10 protein-coding genes are annotated in these 21631 nt (G+C 34.3%); 4 read left to right on the top strand and 6 right to left on the bottom strand.

Features of this window, described 5'->3' with window-relative positions; translation table 11 throughout:
* Positions 1-293: 293 nt before the first annotated feature.
* The 4 genes from FUA24_RS13785 to FUA24_RS13770 all read left to right on the top strand — a co-directional run bounded on the left by FUA24_RS13785 (position 294) and on the right by FUA24_RS13770 (position 12743).
* The gene (locus FUA24_RS13785) at positions 294-4460 is read left to right on the top strand and encodes a hybrid sensor histidine kinase/response regulator transcription factor (RefSeq protein WP_148543281.1); all 4167 of its coding nucleotides are present in this window, start codon (positions 294-296) and stop codon (positions 4458-4460) included.
* Between the two features lie 322 nt (positions 4461-4782).
* Positions 4783-7809, top strand: a complete 3027-nt coding sequence (locus tag FUA24_RS13780; RefSeq protein ID WP_148543279.1) for a SusC/RagA family TonB-linked outer membrane protein — start codon at positions 4783-4785, stop codon at positions 7807-7809.
* A 15-nt stretch (positions 7810-7824) separates the two neighbouring features.
* The gene (locus FUA24_RS13775) at positions 7825-9366 is read left to right on the top strand and encodes a RagB/SusD family nutrient uptake outer membrane protein (RefSeq protein WP_148543277.1); all 1542 of its coding nucleotides are present in this window, start codon (positions 7825-7827) and stop codon (positions 9364-9366) included.
* A gap of 89 nt (positions 9367-9455) precedes the next feature.
* Positions 9456-12743: a VCBS repeat-containing protein gene (locus FUA24_RS13770; RefSeq protein ID WP_148543275.1), complete on the top strand. Its 3288-nt coding sequence runs from the start codon at positions 9456-9458 to the stop codon at positions 12741-12743.
* On the opposite strand, the gene FUA24_RS13765 is transcribed toward FUA24_RS13770, so the two are convergent.
* Genes FUA24_RS13765 through FUA24_RS13740 form a run of 6 tightly spaced genes read right to left on the bottom strand, consistent with a single transcriptional unit; the run spans position 12732 to position 21420 of the window.
* Complete coding sequence (locus FUA24_RS13765; protein WP_148543273.1) at positions 12732-14075, bottom strand: GntP family permease; 1344 nt, start codon at positions 14073-14075, stop codon at positions 12732-12734. The two genes, FUA24_RS13770 and FUA24_RS13765, sit on opposite strands and share 12 nt — an antisense overlap.
* Positions 14072-15472: an NADP-dependent phosphogluconate dehydrogenase gene (gene gndA / locus FUA24_RS13760; protein WP_148543271.1), complete on the bottom strand. Its 1401-nt coding sequence runs from the start codon at positions 15470-15472 to the stop codon at positions 14072-14074. Before gndA ends, FUA24_RS13765 begins: the two co-directional genes overlap by 4 nt.
* Positions 15465-15959 (bottom strand): gluconokinase, encoded by a 495-nt coding sequence (locus FUA24_RS13755; RefSeq protein WP_148543269.1) that lies wholly within the window; start codon positions 15957-15959, stop codon positions 15465-15467. Before FUA24_RS13755 ends, gndA begins: the two co-directional genes overlap by 8 nt.
* The gene (locus tag FUA24_RS13750; protein WP_148543267.1) at positions 15959-18205 is read right to left on the bottom strand and encodes a glycoside hydrolase family 3 N-terminal domain-containing protein; all 2247 of its coding nucleotides are present in this window, start codon (positions 18203-18205) and stop codon (positions 15959-15961) included. The genes FUA24_RS13755 and FUA24_RS13750 overlap by 1 nt, the downstream gene beginning before the upstream one ends.
* 14 nt (positions 18206-18219) lie before the next feature.
* Positions 18220-19200 carry an SMP-30/gluconolactonase/LRE family protein gene (locus FUA24_RS13745; protein ID WP_148543265.1) on the bottom strand — a complete coding sequence of 327 codons (981 nt, stop codon included), beginning with the start codon at positions 19198-19200 and terminating at the stop codon, positions 18220-18222.
* A gap of 12 nt (positions 19201-19212) precedes the next feature.
* The gene (locus FUA24_RS13740; RefSeq protein ID WP_148543263.1) at positions 19213-21420 is read right to left on the bottom strand and encodes a beta-glucosidase family protein; all 2208 of its coding nucleotides are present in this window, start codon (positions 21418-21420) and stop codon (positions 19213-19215) included.
* Between the last annotated feature and the right edge of the window lie 211 nt (positions 21421-21631).

The raw sequence follows: 21631 nt of genomic DNA, 5'->3' as shown, positions 1-21631 counted from the left end.
ATTAATTATCAAATAACTATATATCAAACACTTAAAGGATATTAACACTATTCAAATTCCGATGCTTTCGGGCGTGTGGGTTCGAGTCCCACCTTTGGTACTAAACCCATTAAAGACTTTGTTTTTAATGGGTTTTTTCTTCTTTAAAAGCCTTTAAAAGTAATACCTCAACATCAGTAAAATAGGGAATTGCAACAAAAATATTAGGGTTTGCTTCATTACTTTCAAACCTTAGAGCTAATAATATTTATTTTTATCTTTAATGTTAATTCTAAGTAACCCTGTTCTTTTTCATGACTAAACTTCTAAGATATTGTCTTTTATTTTTTGCTGTTTCTTTAAACATTTTGGCGCAAAACACTACACAAGATTATAATTTTGTAAGTATAAAAGAGGGCATACCCAAGGTGGGAGTTTCCGATATCATTCAAGATCATAAAGGGTTCATCTGGATTGCAACTAACTCAACAGGCATCTACAAGTTTAATGGTATTGACTATACACCTTATAAACATATATTAAACGACTCTACCTCTTTAAGTAGCAATCGTGTTGAATGTGCATTTATAGATAATAGGAATAGACTTTGGGTTGGCACCGAAAATGGATTAAACCTTTACAACAATGAGTTAGACCAGTTCAAAAGAATAATTCTTGATAAAAAGACGCCACACAATGATAATGTCACTGCAATAACAGAAGACAGCTCCAACAATCTTTATATCGGAACTAATGGGTTTGGAGTTTATAGGCTAAATCTTGACTCATTATCAGTAGATAGACTTAAAAGCTCAACATTTAATGCAAACCATGAACGGATTAAGGTAAATGATATTTCACATGTTGGAGGCGACAAAATATACGTTGCCACCAATTTCGGTTTAAAAGAAATTAATCCGAAAAAAAATGAATTAATCCACGCCCAGTTTTACACTAAAAACAAAAGCTCTTTTGATACAGAAATCTCCAAACTTTTTAAGGACAGAAACAACAACCTTTGGGTAGGGCCACAAAGAAATGAGGGGATCTATAAATGCACACTAAATCAAAATCAAAACAATAGTATAATTCATGTAAAACAAATAGCACTCACTAAAAAAAAGATTCTTTCTATTGTTCAGTTATCAGATGACACGATAATGATTGGTTCAGAAAACGAAGGCCTTTTTCATATTGATACCAATGAACAGCTAATAGCACATCGCATTTACGATAAAAAGGAAAAAAACAGTCTTCTTCATAATTCTATTTGGGAATTATTTGTGGATAAAGATGATAGAATCTGGATGGGCTATTATAATAGCGGTATTGCTGTTAGCGATAAGCTTTTTGATAAGTTTAAAGACATTAATAGTGCTCCAAACAAAGAAAACTCACTAAAAATAGCCTCTGTAATGGGTATTATTAGCGATAATTCTAGCAACATTTGGGTTGCCACAGATGGCGGTGGTATTGATATTTTCAATCCTAACACTCAAAATATAACCCATATTAATGTAGAAGACAGATATCCTTATTCTGGTTTAAACTCAAACCACATTATCTCACTTCTTAAAGACTCTAAACAGAATATTTGGGCGGGTAGCTGGGATAACGGACTGTTTTATCTTAAAAAAGGTACTAAGACTTTTGTAAATTATAATGTTAAAAACATTTCTAATGGTCTAAGTTCTAACACCATTGTTAGTCTTGCAGAAGATAGTGATGGAATCATTTGGATCGGTTCTTTCTTCAAAGGTCTTCATGCTTTAAACCCAGTAACAAAAGAATTTACCTATTATAATTCCGACACATTTGTTGAAAACGGCATTACCACAACAGACATCCTAAAGATTTTAGTAGATACAAATGACAACCTTTGGCTAGCAACTGTAAATGGGTTATTTAAAATAGAAAAAGAAGGGCTTGTCATTAAAAAAATACATCCGTTATCTAACAGAATAAATGAGGCCTTCGGAAGTGCTATAAATGCAAACTATATACTTACTGTTTATGAAGATTCAAAGAAAAACATTTGGATTGGGACTCGCGGATCTGGACTTTGTAAATACAATACAAAAAAAGATGAATTTAAATGGTACAATAAGTCCAATGGTTTAATCGAAGAAAACGTAGCAGCCATTATAGAAGACGATGATAACAACATTTGGGTAAGTGGTAATTCTGGATTAACTAAAATTGACGACGAGCTTTTAGAATTTACCAATTACACCTTCAATGACGGACTGCTTTCCAACGACTTTAATTTTGGTTCTGTTTTTAAAGACGCCAACGGCATGCTTTACTTTGGAAATTTTAAAGGACTAGATTATTTCAACCCCAATGAACTTAATACGAATACCAAAGTACCAATACTTCATTTAACAGATTTTAAACTATTTAACGAGAAAGTCATTCCTAATTCTGAGGAATCTCCTTTAACAAAAGTGATTTCGGAAACCGATAGCTTAACACTTACTAACAGTCAATCCGTTTTTACCATAGAATATACAGGACTTAATTTTACAAGACCCGAGAAAAACAATTACGCCTACTACCTTGAAGGGTATGAAGATTCTTGGAACTACGTGGGTCAAAAAAGAAGTGCCACCTACACTAACTTAGACCAAGGTGATTATATCTTTAAACTAAAAGCTTCTAATAATGATGGAATTTGGAACGAAAACCCTCTAGAACTTAAAATCAAAATCTTGCCACCTTGGTGGAAAACCAATTGGGCTATAACTACATACATCCTTCTTTTCTTATTTAGTATTTACTTACTAAACTACTTAACACAAAGCAGGATTAAAGAAAAAGAACAGATTAGAAATGAGCGCTTGCAAAGACATCAAAAAGACGAACTAAATAAAAAGAAAATACAATTCTTTACGAATATTTCTCATGAGTTTAGAACACCATTAACCCTAATCATGAACCCTCTCAAGGATATAATTCATGATACTGAACTAAACCTACCTCAGCATATTAAAAACAAACACGCCATAATAAATAAAAATACAGATCGCTTGTATAGACTCATTAATGAGTTAATGGATTTTAGAAAATTAGAACTAAATAAAATAGATGTTAAAGCAAGGAAAATAAACCTCATAGACTATTCAAAAAACATACTTAGTTACTTTCAGGAAGAAGCCAATAATAAAAATATACTATTAAGTGTAGATGCAGACACCCCAGATTTAACACTTTGGGCAGACGTAAAAATGTTAGAAAAAATAATTTTCAATTTACTTTCTAATGCTATTAAGGTAACTCCAGAAGGAGGCGCTATTAATATTGATTTATTATCCACAGACCAACTTTACAACTTACCATTAGTTAATAAAAATGAACCTGTAAAAGCCATAGAAATTATTATTTCCGATACAGGTCCTGGTTTGGAAAAAGATCAGATTGATAAAATATTTGAGCGTTTCTATCAAGTTGAAAAACAGAGCAAATCCTATTTTGGAGGTACAGGCATTGGGTTAGAAGTTGTACAAAGCTTTGTAAAACTTCATAAAGGAAAAGTTGAAGTTAGTAGTGAAGTTGGTATGGGAACAACATTTAAGATTTTGTTCCCCGAAGGAAATAATCATTTTACTGAAGATCAAATCATTTTAAATGAGGAAGCCGAATTTATTAAAAAAGATAATTTATCATTTGCCCCTTCGGTGATTATAGATGAAGAACCTGCTCAAGACACCGAAATAACAAAACAACACACTGTACTTATTGTTGAAGACAATGTAGAACTTAGAGACTACCTTAAACTAGAATTGAATAACCAGTACAAAGTCTTAATTGCTAACAATGGTAATGAGGGTATTAAAATTGCAAAGGAAACGTTCCCTGATGTGGTAATCACTGATGTGGTAATGCCCGAAATGGACGGTATGGAATTCTGCAAAAAAATAAAAAGTGATATCAGCACAAGCCACATTCCTGTTTTAATGCTTACTGCAAAAGCAAAAATTGACGATAGAATTGAAGGTATAGAAACTGGAGCAGATGCCTACATGGTAAAACCTTTCAATATAAGGCTTCTTAAACTTAGGCTGGGTCAATTAATTACAAGTAGACAACTTATTTTCAATAAATACTTCAGTGTAATTAGTGAAATCCCTGAAGATATAAATACAACACCATTAGATAAAGAATTCATTGAAAATGTTTTAAATCATATTAATGAGAATATAGGAGACCCTAACCTTAATGTTGAAACGCTTGCTTTTCAATTAAATTTAAGTAGAAGTCAATTCTACCGAAAAATTAAAGCACTAACTAATCAAACAGCAAGTGAATTCTTAAGAAATATTAGACTTCAAAAAGCAAAGCAAATATTAGAAATGGGTGAAACCAATATCAGTAAAGTTTGTTACTCCATTGGGTTCTCATCTCACTCGTATTTCACTAAGTGTTTTAAAAACTATTTTGGCATTCTACCTACAGAAGTTAAGTCTACCGAAACCGAATAGTTATTGACACATAATTTACACCTGCTTCCCTAAAGCACTATATATCAATTATTAAACTTGTTGCATCATTTGTTTCATATGTAGCAAATAGCTCAAATAAACCCTATTTGCGACAAAATTTCTAACACATGCTTTGTGAGTAACAGTCAAAATTTAATTTTTTTTTAACATTTGGAAAACCATGTTTAAAACAAGTAGATATAGAAGAATTGGAGAGGTGCTATTAATCATATGCATAATAGCCCTATTGCTATTTCTTATTATTTATGTGTTTTAATAATTGGTAAATAAGACATAATATAACTCAAACTGACTAAACTTTATGAAAAACAGATTACTTAAAAAGTTGATGTTTCCAATGTTTCTATTACTAGGAAGCGTCATTTATGCGCAATCAGTATCAGGAACTGTTTCAGACAAGGAGGGCTTACCAATTCCAGGTGTTAACGTTCTGGTAAAAGGCACTACCACTGGTACAGTTACTGATTTTGATGGTAAGTTTGAAATTAACGCCAATAATGGAGACGTATTAGTCTTCTCTTTTGTTGGCTATCAAACTCAAGAAATTAGTTATACAGGGCAAGCCTCTGTAAACGTTTCTTTAGAAGACGACACTGCCGTTTTAGACGAGGTAGTGGTGGTAGGTTACGGTACTAAGAAAAAGAGCTTAGTAACTGGTGCTATTTCTAGTATTGACAGTAAACGCATTGGGACTTCTTCTAACCAAAGAATAGAGCAGGTACTGCAAGGTAGAACATCTGGTGTTACCGTATCTTCTTCTTCTGGTTCACCGGGTTCAGGAGCACAAATTAGAATTCGTGGTGCTGGTTCTAGTGGAAATTCAGAACCGCTTTACATTGTAGACGGTATGAAAACCTCTTCTATTGCAGATATTGCACCTTCAGACATTGCTAATATTGAAATCTTAAAAGATGCTGCGTCTGCCGCAATCTACGGTACCGAAGGGGCTAATGGTGTTGTAATTATTACAACTAAAAGTGGTAGATCTGGAGACTTAAGAGTGTCATTCAACACACAATTAGGTACTCAATTTGTAAACACTGGTATGGAATTAATGAATGCTTCCCAGTTCGTTCAATACATGAATGAGGCAGGTATTGGTACCGTAACAGATAATGGATACAATACAAATTGGATTGATGAGACTTTTACTTCTGCACCGCTTCAGAGATATGATGTTAACGTTTCAGGAGGAAGTGATAAATTAACGTATTACGTTTCTGCATCTCACTTAAACCAAGATGGTATAGTGGGTAAAAAGAATTCTAATTTTAAAAGAACAACGGTTCGTGCTAACCTAAAAGGAAAAATTAATGACTTTATTGAGGTTGGCGGTAATGCTACCTATTCTTTTTCAGATAGAAATGGTATTCAGGAAAATAGTGATACCAGAGGTGTAATTCAAAATGCATTAATTATTGATCCTTTAACACCTGTAACCTATCCTGATGGTCAAGTTCCTCAAGATGTAATTGATAGGGCAAACGATAATAATGTGCCGCTATTAACTGATAGCAGTGGTCGTGTTTATGGTTACCCTAGTTTCTCAACTGGTGAGGTTATTAACCCAGTAGCTTATGCCAATGACATTAATAGAACTAATTTTGATACAGATCAGTTCTTAGCTTCGGTGTATTTAAAACTAAAACTTTCTGAAGGTCTTAATTTTACGTCTAGATTCGGATTTGATAAAGGCGAAACGGATACAAGAACAACAATAAACCCATATTTTGTATCCTCTGAAGCTGCTAATACAGCATATACTGGCTCTCAAAGTGTGGTAGAAACAAGAAGATGGTTATGGGAAAATTTCATGACTTATGAAAAAACTTTTGGAGAACACAACCTAAAAGTATTAGCAGGTTATTCTTCTGAAGATCGCGATGTTTATACAAACATTTCTAGAAGTGGATCTGTAGCCATTGATGATTTTACAGGATGGGACTTTAACTTACCAGGGTTTAACGCTCAAGTAAACAACATTGATCCTTTCTTTGACAACCTTGTTTCGCTTTATGGAAGAATATCGTATGACTTTGCTGGTAAATACCTTTTTGAAGCATCATTAAGATCTGATACCTCAGACAAATTCCCATCAGCAAATAAAACTGGTGTATTTCCAGCATTCTCTGGAGGTTGGGTTATATCGAACGAAGATTTCTGGAATTCAGACTCAAAAATCAATTACTTAAAACTAAGAGGTAGTTGGGGACAAAATGGTAGTAAAGCTAACTTAGCTGGTAATTCAGATAAAACATTTATCACTACTATAATTAATGGATTAAACATTGATTATCTTGGTAATACTGGTGCTCAAATTACAGGTTACGCCAATACTAATTTAGTTTGGGAAACTTCCGAACAATTAGACTTAGCTATTGATTTAAGAGCATTTAATAATAGGCTTTCATTTACGGCAGACTACTACAAAAAAACCACTAGAGATGCCATTGTAAACAACGGATCTTTAATTACACCTGGTTCTGCCGGTTTTGTATCTAACGAGTTTAACGCAGGTACTATTGAGAATAAAGGTTTTGAATTTGAATTAGGATATGGAGATACCACAGAAGGTGGTTTACGATATAACATTAGTGCCAACCTATCTACGCTTAAAAATAAAGTAACAGAGATTTTATTCGTACCAGAAGGCGCTTCATTAATTGGTGCTGGTGCTCCACAAAATGCAGATGGTGTTACTAGATTTACAGAAGGATTACCTTCATGGTATTTCTACGGATTTAAAACTGATGGTATTGATCCTGCAACAGGTGAAATCATAAAGGTAGATACCAACGAGGATGGAACAATTACAGATGCAGATAAAACCATGATTGGCTCTCCGCATCCAGATGTTTTATTTGGTGGAAATATTAATCTTGGCTATAAAGCTTGGGATTTCAACCTACAGTTTCAAGGGTCTATTGGTAACGATATTTACTCTACGTATCATCAACCTTCAAGACCAATTACAAACAAACCAATTCAGTTTTACGAAAACAGATGGCAACAACCAGGTGATAATGCTAGTTTCCCTGGAGCAGCCAATGTAATTGACTCTTACGACACAGATTTAGTTGTAGAAGATGGTTCTTATATGAGAATTAAACAAATTCAATTTGGTTATACTTTTCCAAATGAATTGCTAGATAAGGCTAAAATTAGAAACCTTAGAGTTTACGTATCTTTAGATGACTATTTCACTTTTACTAAATACAATGGTTTAGATCCTGAAATTGGAAACTTTAATTTCAATTCACAAGGTGTTGACAGAGGTTTTTATCCAACTGCCGCCAAAGCTCTTTTTGGATTATCGTTAGACTTTTAAAACAAAAAAACAATTATGAAAAAAGTAATTTTAACATTTATAGCCGTTGCCTTTATTGGGATATTTTCGTGTGATGACGATTTTACAACCAATCCTAGGTTAAACGTAGAAGATCTAGGCACATACTTTCTTGATGAAGCCAATGTAGAAACTGCCATTATTGGTATCTATGACTTAATGCAACATAATTATAGTAGAGATTGGCATAGTGCTTATTTCGTAAAGCTATTACCTGGTGATGATGCTAATGCCGCTGGAGGAAACTCTGGTGACCAACAGCAATTACAGGATATTGACGATTATGCAGATGTATCTTCATCAAACGCTTCAATTGCTAGTATTTGGGATTTATACTATAGAACCATAGCCTTATCTAATCTAGTAATAGAAAACATTAAAGACAGTAGTTTAGGTAATAAAGACACAGCCCTTGCCGAGGCTAAATTTATGAGAGCTTGGTGCTATTTTGAGCTAACAACTATGTTCGGAGATGTGCCTTTAAGGTTAACAGTACCTCAAGGTGCAGAAGATTTTGGAATTGCAAAATCTACCAGAGCCGAAATTTATAACCAAGTAGAAAGTGATTTGGTAGACGCTATAGCGCACTTAGCAGATAAATCTGCATTAGCAGACAACTTTAGAGTTTCTAAAGGTACAGCAGAAGCTTTAATGGGTAAAGTTCTTGTTTTCCAAGAAAAATACTCAGATGCTATTCCATTTTTTCAAAGTGTAATTTCAAATGCTGCTCATGATTTAGAACCTAATCCATCAGACGTTTGGAGTATTAACAATGAGTTTGGTATAGAATCTTTATTTGAATTAGGTTTTGTTTCAACAACAGCAAGAGACTGGGGTAACATTGCTTGGGGAGGACGTAACGAAAGTAACCTTCACATTCAATTAATGGGGCCTCGTGGTGATGGTATTTTTGATCTTACAGGTACTGGTCTAATAAACGGATGGGGCTTTAACTTACCAACTGCAAAATTAGCTACAGCTTTTGATGATGCTGGAGATACCGTTAGAAAACGTGCAACATTAATGACCGAAGCCGAACTTATTGCTGCTGGAGGTGCCGTAGATCCTTCTGCTGCAACTGGTGGTTCTATTTGGGATTATGAGGGTGCTATTAGAATTAAGTATGCAACAAAAGCCGAAGACACTAGCGAAGGTGGTGTAAGAGAGCTTAACTATAGTACAAACTTTAGATTATTCCGTTATGCCGAGGTATTATTATTGGCTGCCGAAGCTTATAATAAAGCAGGGCAAGATTCTAATGCCAGAACAGAATTAAACAAGGTTAGAAATAGAGCAGGATTAGCAGATGTTAGTGCAACATTAGCTGGTAACGATTTGTTTGAAGCCATAGTAGATGAAAAATATTTGGAATTATCATTTGAAGGACAACGTTTTTGGGATTTAGTTCGTTGGGGTAAAACGTCCACAGAATTGGCAGGTACTGGATATACCACTACCAATGATGTTTTCCCAATTCCAATAACAGAAATTGATAAAAACTCAGAGTTAACAGTTGCTGACCAAAACCCTGGGTACTAATTTCGAGTAGTTTTGTTTAGTTTTTTTACTTAGAAAAAAGCGGCATGGGTTTTTTAATTCATGCTGCTTTATTTTTTATATTTAATTCAATGAATAAGGTCATTTTTATATTAAGTCTTGCACTAATAGTTAGTTGTTCTTCTAAAACAGAAGAAAGTACCAATGACACCCTTTTTAAAACGCTTTCTTCTAGTAACTCGAACATTCACTTTAGCAATAATTTAAAAGAAACGGATTCTCTAAATTACTTCCTGTATACTTCAATATACATGGGTGGAGGCGTAGCTGTTGGTGATATAAATAATGATGGTTTAGATGATATTTTCTTTACAGGGAATCAAGTTCCTAATAAACTGTACCTCAATAAAGGGAACTTACAATTCCAAGACATTTCTAATAGTGCCAACGTTGCAGGAGATAGTAGATGGTATACAGGCGTAACAATGGCAGATGTAAATCATGATGGTTACTTAGACATATATTGTTCTGTTGCTGGTAAAGATGGTATTAAAAACAATCAACTCTTCATTAATAACAGAGATCTTACGTTTTCCGAAAAAGGTAAAGCTTATAATATTGACGATACTGCCAACTCCGTACAAGCAACATTTTTTGATTATGATAACGATGGTGATTTGGATCTTTATATTGCCAATTACCCAATAGCGCACCCTTCAACATCTAACATGGTTTATAAAAATAGAATGGATAATGTATCTATTCACGAATCTGATAAGCTATTTAGAAATGATGGCGACACTTTTACCAATGTAACGGAAGAAGCAGGCGTACAAAACTATAGTTTTTCTCTTGGAATTACAGCTGCAGATATAAATAACGATGGTTGGCAAGATTTATATGTCTCTAACGATTATAGTATTCCAGATTTCTTTTACATAAACAACAAAGACGGTACTTTTAAAGAAGTCATAAAAGAAGCCACCTCCCAAACTGCCTTCTATGGTATGGGTATTGACATAGCCGATATTAATAATGATGGTTTACTAGATATTTTTCAAGTGGATATGGATTCTAATAACAACCGTCGTCAAAAAGCAAATATGGCAAGCATGAATCCGCGGTTATTTTATGAAACCGTGCTTTATGGATTTCACTACCAATACATGCAAAACAACCTTCAGTTGAACACTGGATATTCGGAAAATGGCACTCCCAAGTTTTCAAATATTTCAAGACTGTCTGGCACCTCATCAACAGATTGGAGTTGGGGACCATTATTAGCAGATTTTGATAATGACGGACTTAAAGATCTTTTTGTAACTAACGGAACCAGAAGAGAAGTAAACAATAAAGACTTCTTCAAAAAAATTGGAAAAGAAGCCTATGACAAGTATACGCTTTTAGAAAAAACAAACATGATTCCTTCAGAAAAAATAGACAACTTCATGTTTAAAAACAATGGAGATTTGGGCTTTAAACGTGTTAATAAAGCTTGGGGAATTGAACATAAAGGCTTTTCAAATGGTGCTGCATATGCCGATTTAGATAATGACGGAGATTTAGAAATTATTGTAAATAATATTGATGAGGAAGCTTCTATTTTTGAAAATACCAGCTCTAAAAATAATTATCTACAAATTACCTTTAATGGTGGCACTTCGAACAAATTTGGTTTGGGAAATCGTGTTTATGTATACACTAAAAACCAGACTCAAATACAAGAATTAACACTTTCAAGAGGTTTTCAATCTTCGGTAGCACCAAAACTGCATTTTGGTTTAGGAACTGCTAAAGCAATAGACAGCTTAAAAATTATATGGCAAAATGGAAGCGAGCAAGTTCTTAATAACATATCGGTAAATCAAGAATTAGTAATTCAGAAACAGGATGCTATTAATGCTAAAAATACCCGAATCACAGATGATAAACAGGTATTCTCAACCTCTCTTAACACTATAAATCATAAACATTTTGAAAACGATGTTAATGATTTTGACACGCAAGTATTGCTACCACATAAAATGTCAACTTTAGGACCAGCACTTGCCATTGCAGATATTAACGGTGATGGTTTAGACGATTATTTTATAGGTGGTTCATTTGGTTTATCTGCAAGTCTTTATTTGCAGAATACTTCCGGATTCGTAAAACAGGCTATTCCTGATATTGAAAAAGACAAACTATCGGAAGATATAGGAGCACTATTCTTTGATGTCGAAAATGATGGCGATGTAGACCTTTATGTTGTTAGTGGTGGTTATGAATATGCCGAAAAATCAGAAATGCTTCAGGATAGATTGTATATTAATGATGGTAAAGGTAATTTTAGTAAATCAACAAATGCCTTACCAAAATTCAACTCGAGTGGTTCAAAGGTTCTAGAACTAGATTACAATAAAGACGGAAAAAAGGATCTGCTTGTTTTAGGTAGACAAGTGCCAGGAAAATATCCGGCTCCAACTTCGAGCTATTTACTTAAAAATGTTTCAAACGATAACATTATAAAATTTGAAAATGAGACCGATGCAAATGCTCCTTTATTTAAAAATTTAGGTATGGCAACAAGTGCTGTTATTACCGATTTTAATAACGATTCTTGGCAGGATATCATTATTGTTGGGGAATGGATGCCAATTAAAGTTTTTTTGAATTCTAAAGGTGTCTTTAAAGATGTTTCTGAAGCTTATGGATTAACAAAAGATACCACAGGCTGGTGGTGGAGCATCAACCAAGGAGATTTTGATGGTGACGGTGATACAGATTATATTATTGGTAACAATGGCTTAAATTATAAGTACAAAGCCACGAAAGATGAAACTTTTGATATTTATGTAAACGACTTTGACAATAACAAGAAACAAGACATTGTTTTGAGCTATTACAATGAAGGCGAACAATACCCTCTAAGAGGTCGCCAATGTTCTTCGGAACAAATACCTGGTATTAAAAGAAAATTTAAAAATTACGATCAGTTTTCTCAGGCAACACTTGTTGATGTTTATGGTAAAGAGCATCTTGAAAATGCATTGCATTATCAAGTAAAATCATTTGCCAGTATCTATTTAGAAAACGATAATGGAACGTTTAGTATTCATGAACTACCAATAGAAAGTCAGTTTTCAAGTATTAATGGCATCCTAGTTAATGATTATGATAAAGACGGATATTTAGATGCTTTAATTGCCGGAAATTTATATAATTCTGAAGTAGAAACACCAAGAAACGATGCCAGTTATGGTTTATTTTTAAAAGGTGATGGCAAAGGGAGTTTTAAAGCTATCTCTACATCAGAAAGTGGTTTTTACGTTCCTGGAGATGTCAAAGACCTCAAAGAAATTATGATAAATCACAAAAAGTATGTTATTGCAGCCAAAAACAATGATAATTTACAATGCATTGAGATTCTAGACAATTAACGAGCATATCATAACGGTTGAAAAGCCAACTAGAGCAATAATTGTAGTTGTTACGGTCCAACTTTTAAAAGTTTGTTTTTCTGTAATTCCTAAATACTTACTAACTAACCAGAATCCGCTATCATTAACATGTGACAGTATTGAGGCACCAGAGGCAATTGCAATAACCAATAACGCTTTATCGATATCTGAGATTGTAGCAGTTAACAATGGTGCAGTTAATCCAGCAGCAGTAATCATGGCAACTGTAGCAGACCCTTGTAATATTCTAACAACTGCTGCTGCTAAAAATGCAAATACTAACACACTAATGCCTTTATCTGCAAAATAATTGGCCAACATTTCTCCGGTTCCGGTATTCACCAACATTTGCTTAAAAACACCTCCAGCTCCAGTTAGTAAGATGATAATACCAGCAGCTTCCATAGATTTCGTAGTAATCTTTAGCAACTTTTCTTTTTTAGTACCTCGTCTTAAACCCAGGAAATACCACGCTAATAAATTAGCTATTATTAAAGCGGTAAACGGATGGCCTATCATTTTAAGCCATAGTTTAACATCACTAGGAATAACATCTTCCGAAAACAACGGACTGTTTAATACTGTATTTCCAACTATTAACACAATTGGAATTCCAATAATAGACACTATTAAACCTACTGCGGGATACTTGGTATTTTCAGTCTTTTCAATATTAATTTCTGGAGCTTCTACATAAATTTTATTAGAAATGTACTTGCCAAACATAGGACCACTTATTATTGCTGCTGGTATTCCAGTAATAAACCCGAATAAAATAACCCAACCTAAATCTGCTTTTAAAATATCAGCTACGGCTACTGGTCCCGGAGTTGGCGGTATAAAAGAATGAGTTACTGCCATACCAGCCAATAAGGGTATAGCATATAGCAGAATAGACTTACTTGTTTTTCGTTGTAAAGAGTATACTAAAGGCACTAAAATAACAAATGCCACATCTAAAAAAACTGGTATAGCAATTAAGAACCCTGTAATTACCAAAGCCCAAGAAGCTTTCTTCTCTCCAAAAATTTTCAAAAGGTAATTTGATAAAGCTTCGGCTCCACCAGAATACTCAAGAATAGCACCAAACATGGCACCTAAACCAACTACCATAGCCACAAAACCTAATGTGCCTCCCATACCTTCTTGCATGGTTTTAATAATTTCATTAGGATCCATCCCAGCCAGTACTCCAACTACTATACTCGCAATAAGCAACGCAATAAATGCTTGTATTTTTAATCTTAGAATTAAAAACAAAAGAATAGCTATACCTACAAAAACGGCTAAAACAAGATTAAAATCTATCATAATTTTTGCCAATTAGTATGAAAAAATTCGGAAGTATCTGCATCTACCCTCTGATATGTATGAGCACCAAAAAAATCTCTTTGCGCTTGAATTATATTTGCAGGTAATTTTTTGGTAGTTATACTTACCCAATAACCATACGCGCTTGTAAATGTGTTTAAAACAACCCTCATAGAAAGTCCAGATTGTAGAACTTCAACTAATGCAGTTTCACTAGTTTTTAAAACGTAAAAAGTACTCGCATCATCTAGGTAATCTTTATAGTTTTTGAATAAAGCAATAGAATCTTCCATTAAACGAGATCTAATAATACATCCGTTGGTCCATATTCTAGCAATCTCAGAAAAATTTAAATTCCAATCATACTTATCTGAAGCTTCTTGCATCAAAGAAAACCCCTGATGATGATTTACAATTCTTGCAAACTGATATGCTGTTTTTAACTGTTCTATATTCAAATTAAACTCAACTTTAGAAGCTTCTACTTTTTTTGAAAGCGCTTCTCTTTTCTCTTTAAATGAAGACACATATCTATCAAAAACAGATGCTGCCATCATAGTATTTGGCAAGCCTAATTCTAAAGCGGCTATTGTAGACCAAGAGCCTGTACCTTTGTTTCCTGCTTTATCTAGAATACGATCTATTAGAAATCCATTATCTTCTTTAACAGAAAGAATTTTTGCAGTTATCTCCAGCAAATAGCTCGCTTCGGCACCTGAATTCCACTCGTAAAATAAATTTGAAATTTCTTCATTAGAATACCTAATTGCCAGCAAAGCATAAATTTCGGCAAGCAATTGCATTTCAACATACTCAATACCATTATGCACCATTTTTATAAAGTGACCTGCAGCATCATTACCAATAAATGTACAACAAGCGCCTCCTTGCTTATCTTTTGCCGCAATTTTTTCTAATATAGGTGCAATTTTTTCATAGGAAGCCGCACTTCCTCCTGGCATAATTGAAGGCCCTTTTCTAGCACCTTCCTCACCACCAGAAATTCCACAACCTACAAATTGAATACCCTTGGTTGCCAAATAGCCCGCTCTTTTTTGTGTATTCATATAATGAGAGTTACCTCCGTCTATGATAATATCTTCCTCATCCAAAAGAGGTATTAACTTCTGAATAACGATATCTACAGCAGCTCCCGATTTTATCATTATTAAAAGCTTTCTAGGCCGCTCTAAGGATTCAATAAAAAGTTCTAAATCTGTAAACCCCTGTATGTTATTGTAATCTGAATTTTTAGCAAGAAAGTTCGAAACGATATCTTCCTCTCCTTCTGTATTTCGATTAAAAACGGAGAGCATGAAACCCTTATCAGCTATATTCAAACTGATACTGGAACCCATTACCCCCAAACCTATGACACCGAACTCTGATTTACTCATGTATCTGTATTTCTTCAATTATACTATTTGATATTTCTTCAATGCTCTTTTCAATACTCACATGAAAACCATAGTTTGGTATTTCAAGCACATCAAACTGCGATTGTAACATTTCAGATTTCATATAGTGGTTAGACCTAGATAGCATTCTTTTTATAATAACATCAAAATCCCCTTGCAAAACAATCCAAAAAACGTTTCTAAGATCAGTATTTAGCACCTGTCTATAAGATTCTTTTAATGCAGAACAGGCTAAAATAGCTCCAGTAGAGTTTTGCCATTCCTTAAGGTTTTTAGACAGTTTTAATAGCCAGGGTTGTCTATCATTATCGTTAAGAGGCACGCTATTTGTCATTTTATCTAAATTTTCTTGAGGATGAAAATCGTCACCGTCAAAAAATGGTAGCCCTAATCGTTCGGACAATGCTTTTCCAATAGCTGTTTTGCCACTGCCACAAACTCCCATCACAATAATTATTTGTTTCATTATTCTTTAAGGTAAAAAGACATTTTTAATCCCTCTAAAGCATGTGACCCAATCCATAAGTTAAAATCTCCCTCTTCGGCACTATGCACTAATTTACTATTTACAAATTGCAAATCTTTAGAAGAAATGGTAAAACTCACATCTTTAGATTGTCCTGATTCCAAAACCACATGTTTAAAACGTTTTAATTCTTTAACGGGTCTGGTAATGCTTCCAACAACATCTTGAGTATACAATTGAACAATTTCTTTACTTTTTCTTTCTCCAATATTGGTAATAGTTACTTTTACCTCTAGGTCTTCATTAAATCCGATAGTGTCTTTAGCAATAGTTAGGTTATCATACCTAAATTTAGAATAGCTTAACCCATAACCAAACGGAAACTGAGGTGTAAAACCGGCATCAAGGTAATGCGAATCATTCCCTAAAGAGCTTTGCCACGCATGAATAGGAATATCATTGATACCAACAAATTCTTCTTTACTGGCAGGTCTTCCTGTGTTTTTGTGATTATAAAAATAGGGCAATTGTCCGGCAGTTTTAGGCCATGAAACGGGTAACCTACCTCCTGGTTCTTCAATACCATAAATGATATCGTACAATGCTTCACCACCCATAGTTCCAGGGTGCCATGCCATTAAAACAGCACTTGTTTTATCTAAAATATTAGACATTGAAATTGGTCTACCCGCCATTATTATTAAGACTATTGGCTTATCTAGCTTAGAAAGCGCTTCTATTAATTCTTCTTGTGCACCAGGCAAGTCTATATTTGCACGACTATGAGCTTCTCCTGAAAGAATGGCTTCCTCACCACCAAAAAATAAAATGATATCAGATTGTTTTGCAACATTGATTGCATTTGCAAATCCTTTTTTAGAAGTATCTCTACTATGCGTTAAACCGTTTGCAAATTTGAATGATGCCTTCTGAGATTCAAAAACATCAAGAGGTGTTACTGTATGTTCTTTTTCTCCATCAAAAGTCCAAGTTCCCAACTGTTCATGGGGTGCATTTGCAAGAGGACCAATTACAGCTATTTTAGTCTCCTTTTTTAAAGGTAATATATTGTCATTTTTTAATAAAACAGCACTTTTTAAAGCCGCATTTTTAGCTTCTTTCAAGTGGCTTTCAGCATAAAAATCGCCTGTATGCTCTTTACTCCTATATGGATTATTAAACAACCCTAATCTATATTTTATTCGAAGAATATTTAAAACAAAGTCGTCTAACTCCAAAATTGAAATTTTACCCTCATCAATTAATGTTTTTAAATGATGCTCATAAGATTTACTCGTCATTTCCATATCCATACCAGCTTTTGCAGATAATTCGGCAGCGTGTTTTTCATCTTTTGCAAAACCATGTGCTATCATTTCAATAGAGGCATCCCAATCGCTCACTACAAAACCATCAAACTTCAGCTCGTCTCTTAAAACTTGTTTAAGCAAAAACTCATTACCTGTTGCTGGTATGCCATTTACCTCATTAAAAGAAGTCATTACTGTGGCAGATCCAGCATTTAATGCAGCTTCAAAAGGAGGTAAATACACATTTCTAAGTAGCGGTTCGTTAATATTGGCAGTATTATAATCTCTACCTCCAATAGCTGCCCCATACCCAATAAAGTGTTTAGCGCAGGCTGCTATACGTGTTGGGTCGCTTAAATCATTTCCCTGAAAACCTTCAACGTAAGCAGCTCCTAAAAGGCTTGCTAAATACGGATCTTCTCCAGGAGATTCTGCTATTCTACCCCAGCGGCTATCTCTTGAAATATCTAGCATTGGCGCAAAAGTCCATCTAATACCTGCTCCCGATGCTTCAAAAGCAGCTATTTTAGATGATACTTTAGCTACTTCAGTATCCCATGTCGCAGCTATTCCTAGTGGAATTGGAAAAATAGTTTTGAAGCCGTGAATTACATCTCTACTAAATATTAAAGGTATGCCATTAGGGCTTTCCTCTACTGCAATTCTTTGCAATTCATCTACATAATCCAAATTCATAACATTTAGAAAAGCTCCTATTTCACCTTTTCTAACAGCTTCCTTTAATTCTTCTGGTAAAACTTTAGTTCTACTAGAAGTTCCTCTTAAATTGGTTTGACCAATTTTTTCTTCTATCGTCATTTTAGAAAGGAGTTCATTGATGAACTGTTCTTCTTCATTATTTTGAACAGCATCTTTTCTACTTTCAGAACATGCCAAAACACATATTACACTAAATAATAATGCTAACTTTTTCATAATATCTTAGTTTATTATTCCTTAAAAAAAGTACTCTTTACACCTTTAACTCCTGGATGTACTTTAAATACAGAACCCGCCAATGGATATTGTTGTTTTTCCTCTTGGGTCATATCTAAAGAGGCCGTGGTAATGTAAAGCACATCTAAATGATCACCTCCAAACGCACACGATGTAACATTATGTGCTGGTACTTCAATTTTCTTGAGTAGTTCTCCTGTTTCTGGATTGAATCTTATTACCGCGTTTCCATTCCACATACCAACCCAAAGTTTATCTTCTTCATCTATTGCCATACCGTCTGGATAACCTAACTCTAAAGGTATTTTAACTGCAACTCTTTCATTCGAAATGGCTCCTGTTTCATCATTATAATCGTACGCTTTAATTTCCGAAGTAGGTGTATCAATATAATACATGGTTTTTCTATTTGAAGTCCACACGATACCATTGGAAATTGTAATACGATCTAACTTCTTGCTTAGCTCTCCTGTAGAACTAATGGCATACAAATTTGCCTTTTCCTTTTCTTGTTGCATATGCATGGAACCAACCCAAAATCTTCCTGAAGGATCACATTTTCCATCATTTAACCTACATCCCTCTAGCTCAGTTTTCATATCGGTAAAGAGTGCTATTTCTCTAGTATTTACGTTTAGTTTATAAACACCATCTTCTAAAGCAACTAAAACATCATTTTCATTAACTGGTACAACTGTACCAACCCTTGATGGTGTATTAAAAACTTTATTTGTTTTAGTTTCTGGATTGTAAATGTTTAAGGTTTTAGATTCGATATCAATCCAGTAAAACTCATTTGTTTTATGGTTCCAAAAAGCACCTTCTCCTAATTGCGCATGTATCTCAAACTCCAATTCTGCTTTTAGACTTGATGCTTTTTTTTCTTCTTTACCAATACCTTTTTCTGTTGTTTTTTCAGATTTACAACCCATTGAAATTAACAGGCATATTAGAAAAATGAATCTGTATGTCATTTTATTGGTTTATTATTCAATCGTTATTTCTAGTTCTTTTGAAATGTTGTTTGAGGCATTACCAACATAAACAATATAATCTCCCGATTCAATTTCCCAATCGGAAATAGCCGTATTGTAAAAAGCTAATTTGGATACATCTATACTTACAGACACCTTTTTTTGCTCTCCTTTTTCAAGATAAACCTTAGTAAATCCTTTTAACTCTTTAAGGGCTCTATCTACTTTTGAGTTTGGTTTGCCTATATAAACTTGCACAACTTCGGCACCTGCAATTGTTCCAGTATTTGCAACTTCACAGCTTACCTTAATTGTATTATTCTTTACGTAACTTTTATTATCAACCGAAATGTTATCTATTTTAAAAGAGGTATACGACATACCATAACCGAAAGCGTAAAGCGGTTTAATTTTCTTTGTATCATGCCATCTGTAACCAACTAAAATATCCTCTTTATAGTGTTGGGTCATATTTACTCCTGGGTATGAAGTCTCTCCAAAAGAGTGCGCTCCATTGTCTTCTAGCTTTTTAGGAAATGAAAATGGTAATTTACCCGATGGATTTACATCTCCACTTATTACATCTGCTATAGCATGTCCTGCCATGCTGCCCAAATACCAAGATTCCAATAAACCTTTTACCTTCTTTAACCAAGGCATTTCAACGGCATTACCAGTTAATAAAATGAAACCTAGGTTTTTGTTCACTTTAGAAATTTCATCAATTAGTACTTCTTGTCCAAAAGGTAAACCATATTGCTGTCTATCATCACCTTCACAGTCTTGTAAATGACTTTTATTTAAGCCTCCTACAAATAACACTATATCTGCTTTTTTTGCCAGTTTAATTGCTTCAATCTTTAGTGAATCCTGATCAAGGGTTGGTGGGTTTACCCTTGCATATTCCGAGGCCCCTGTTTCGTACCCCATTGTGTGCAGGACAGTGGCATTTTTGTAACGTGCTTTAATGCCTTCTAATGGTGATATTTCAAACTTAGGTTTTAACTCCGAAGACCCTCCTCCAGCAGTCATAGATCTAGTTGCATTTTCCCCTATAACTGCAATGGTTAACCCTTGTTTATCCTCAATAGGAAAGAAGTTATCTTCGTTCTTTAAAAGCACAATTCCCTCTGTTGCTACTTTTCGAGCTACTTCATGATGCTCTACATTATTTGCTCTACCCCTTGGTCTGTTTTCACTTAGATTCGTTCTATATCTTAGTCTTAAAACCCGTCTTACTTTATCATCTAATACAGCTTCCGAAACTTCCCCACTTTTCAACTTTTCAAGAAACGGATTAGCCAAAAAGTAATGTTGGTAATGATTTAATGTTGTAGTTCCTAAACCATCAGTACCCGTTCCCATTTCAATATCTAGACCGTTGTTGGCAGCTTCGAGAGTGTTGTGTGCCGAACTCCAATCACTTACCACAACACCATCATAACCCCAATCGCCTTTCAAAATTTTATTAGTCAATAATTCGTGGTGCGTTGTGTATTGCCCTCTAAATTTATTATACGCTCCCATTATAGCCCAAACTTTAGCATCTTGAACAGCAGCTTTAAATGCTGGTAAGTAAATTTCATGTAACGCTCTATCGCTTACCTCTACATTTATTAAATCTCTATTACGTTCTTGATTATTTAAAGCGTAGTGCTTAACACATGCCGCAACACCATTTTTTTGAACACCCTGAACATAAGGCACCACCATAGTAGATGCCAAAAAAGGATCCTCTCCCATATATTCAAAGTTTCTACCATTAAATGGTGTTCTATAAATATTTACTCCGGGACCTAGAAGAATATCCTTTTGTCTATACCTAGCTTCTTCTCCTAAATTAAAGCCATATTCACCTGCCAGAACAGGATTAAAAGTTGCGGCCAAACATGTTAATGCTGGAAAAGCTGTAATTGAATCATTTGTCCAACCTGCATAATCCCAAGAATCCCAACTAATTTCTGCTCTAACACCATGAGGACCGTCGGCCATCCATATTTCTGGAATCCCTAACCTATCAACACCTTTAGTACTAAACTTAGATTGTGCATGACACAGATCTACTTTTTCCTCTAGAGTTAGTAATGGAATAATGCTATCAATTTTAGCTTCTATAGTTTTATCTGAGGTTTTAGACATTTTATTCTGACCTTTTAAGTTCCATGACACAAGCATTACAGCACTTGCCATTATAACACTGCATTTAGATATAATTCTCATAAAATTTTGATGCGATTAAGCATTAGTTTTAGTTTACAATTTTCCGTTTGTCTTTATGCAGGTAAAACTATTTAGTATGGAAAAACATCTTTAATACAAATACAGCGCTTAATGATACATTTGTTGCAAAACCAATTTATATGCTATTATGTCTGGTAAATACAACAAATCAATAACAAATATGTGCTGTTACAAGTGTTGCATGCCTTTT

The sequence above is a fragment of the Seonamhaeicola marinus genome (genome assembly GCF_008085455.1).
This window is presented reverse-complemented; position numbering and strand designations above follow the sequence as displayed.

Bases quoted from the DNA above. Each gene is read 5' to 3' on its own strand.
- FUA24_RS13755 (WP_148543269.1), bottom strand. From the start codon at position 15,959: ATGAAACAAATAATTATTGTGATGGGAGTTTGTGGCAGTGGCAAAACA.
- FUA24_RS13750 (WP_148543267.1), bottom strand. From the start codon at position 18,205: ATGAAAAAGTTAGCATTATTATTTAGTGTAATATGTGTTTTGGCATGT.
- FUA24_RS13770 (WP_148543275.1), top strand. From the start codon at position 9,456: ATGAATAAGGTCATTTTTATATTAAGTCTTGCACTAATAGTTAGTTGT.
- FUA24_RS13780 (WP_148543279.1), top strand. From the start codon at position 4,783: ATGAAAAACAGATTACTTAAAAAGTTGATGTTTCCAATGTTTCTATTA.
- gndA (WP_148543271.1), bottom strand. From the start codon at position 15,472: ATGAGTAAATCAGAGTTCGGTGTCATAGGTTTGGGGGTAATGGGTTCC.
- FUA24_RS13775 (WP_148543277.1), top strand. From the start codon at position 7,825: ATGAAAAAAGTAATTTTAACATTTATAGCCGTTGCCTTTATTGGGATA.
- FUA24_RS13740 (WP_148543263.1), bottom strand. From the start codon at position 21,420: ATGAGAATTATATCTAAATGCAGTGTTATAATGGCAAGTGCTGTAATG.
- FUA24_RS13765 (WP_148543273.1), bottom strand. From the start codon at position 14,075: ATGATAGATTTTAATCTTGTTTTAGCCGTTTTTGTAGGTATAGCTATT.
- FUA24_RS13745 (WP_148543265.1), bottom strand. From the start codon at position 19,200: ATGACATACAGATTCATTTTTCTAATATGCCTGTTAATTTCAATGGGT.
- FUA24_RS13785 (WP_148543281.1), top strand. From the start codon at position 294: ATGACTAAACTTCTAAGATATTGTCTTTTATTTTTTGCTGTTTCTTTA.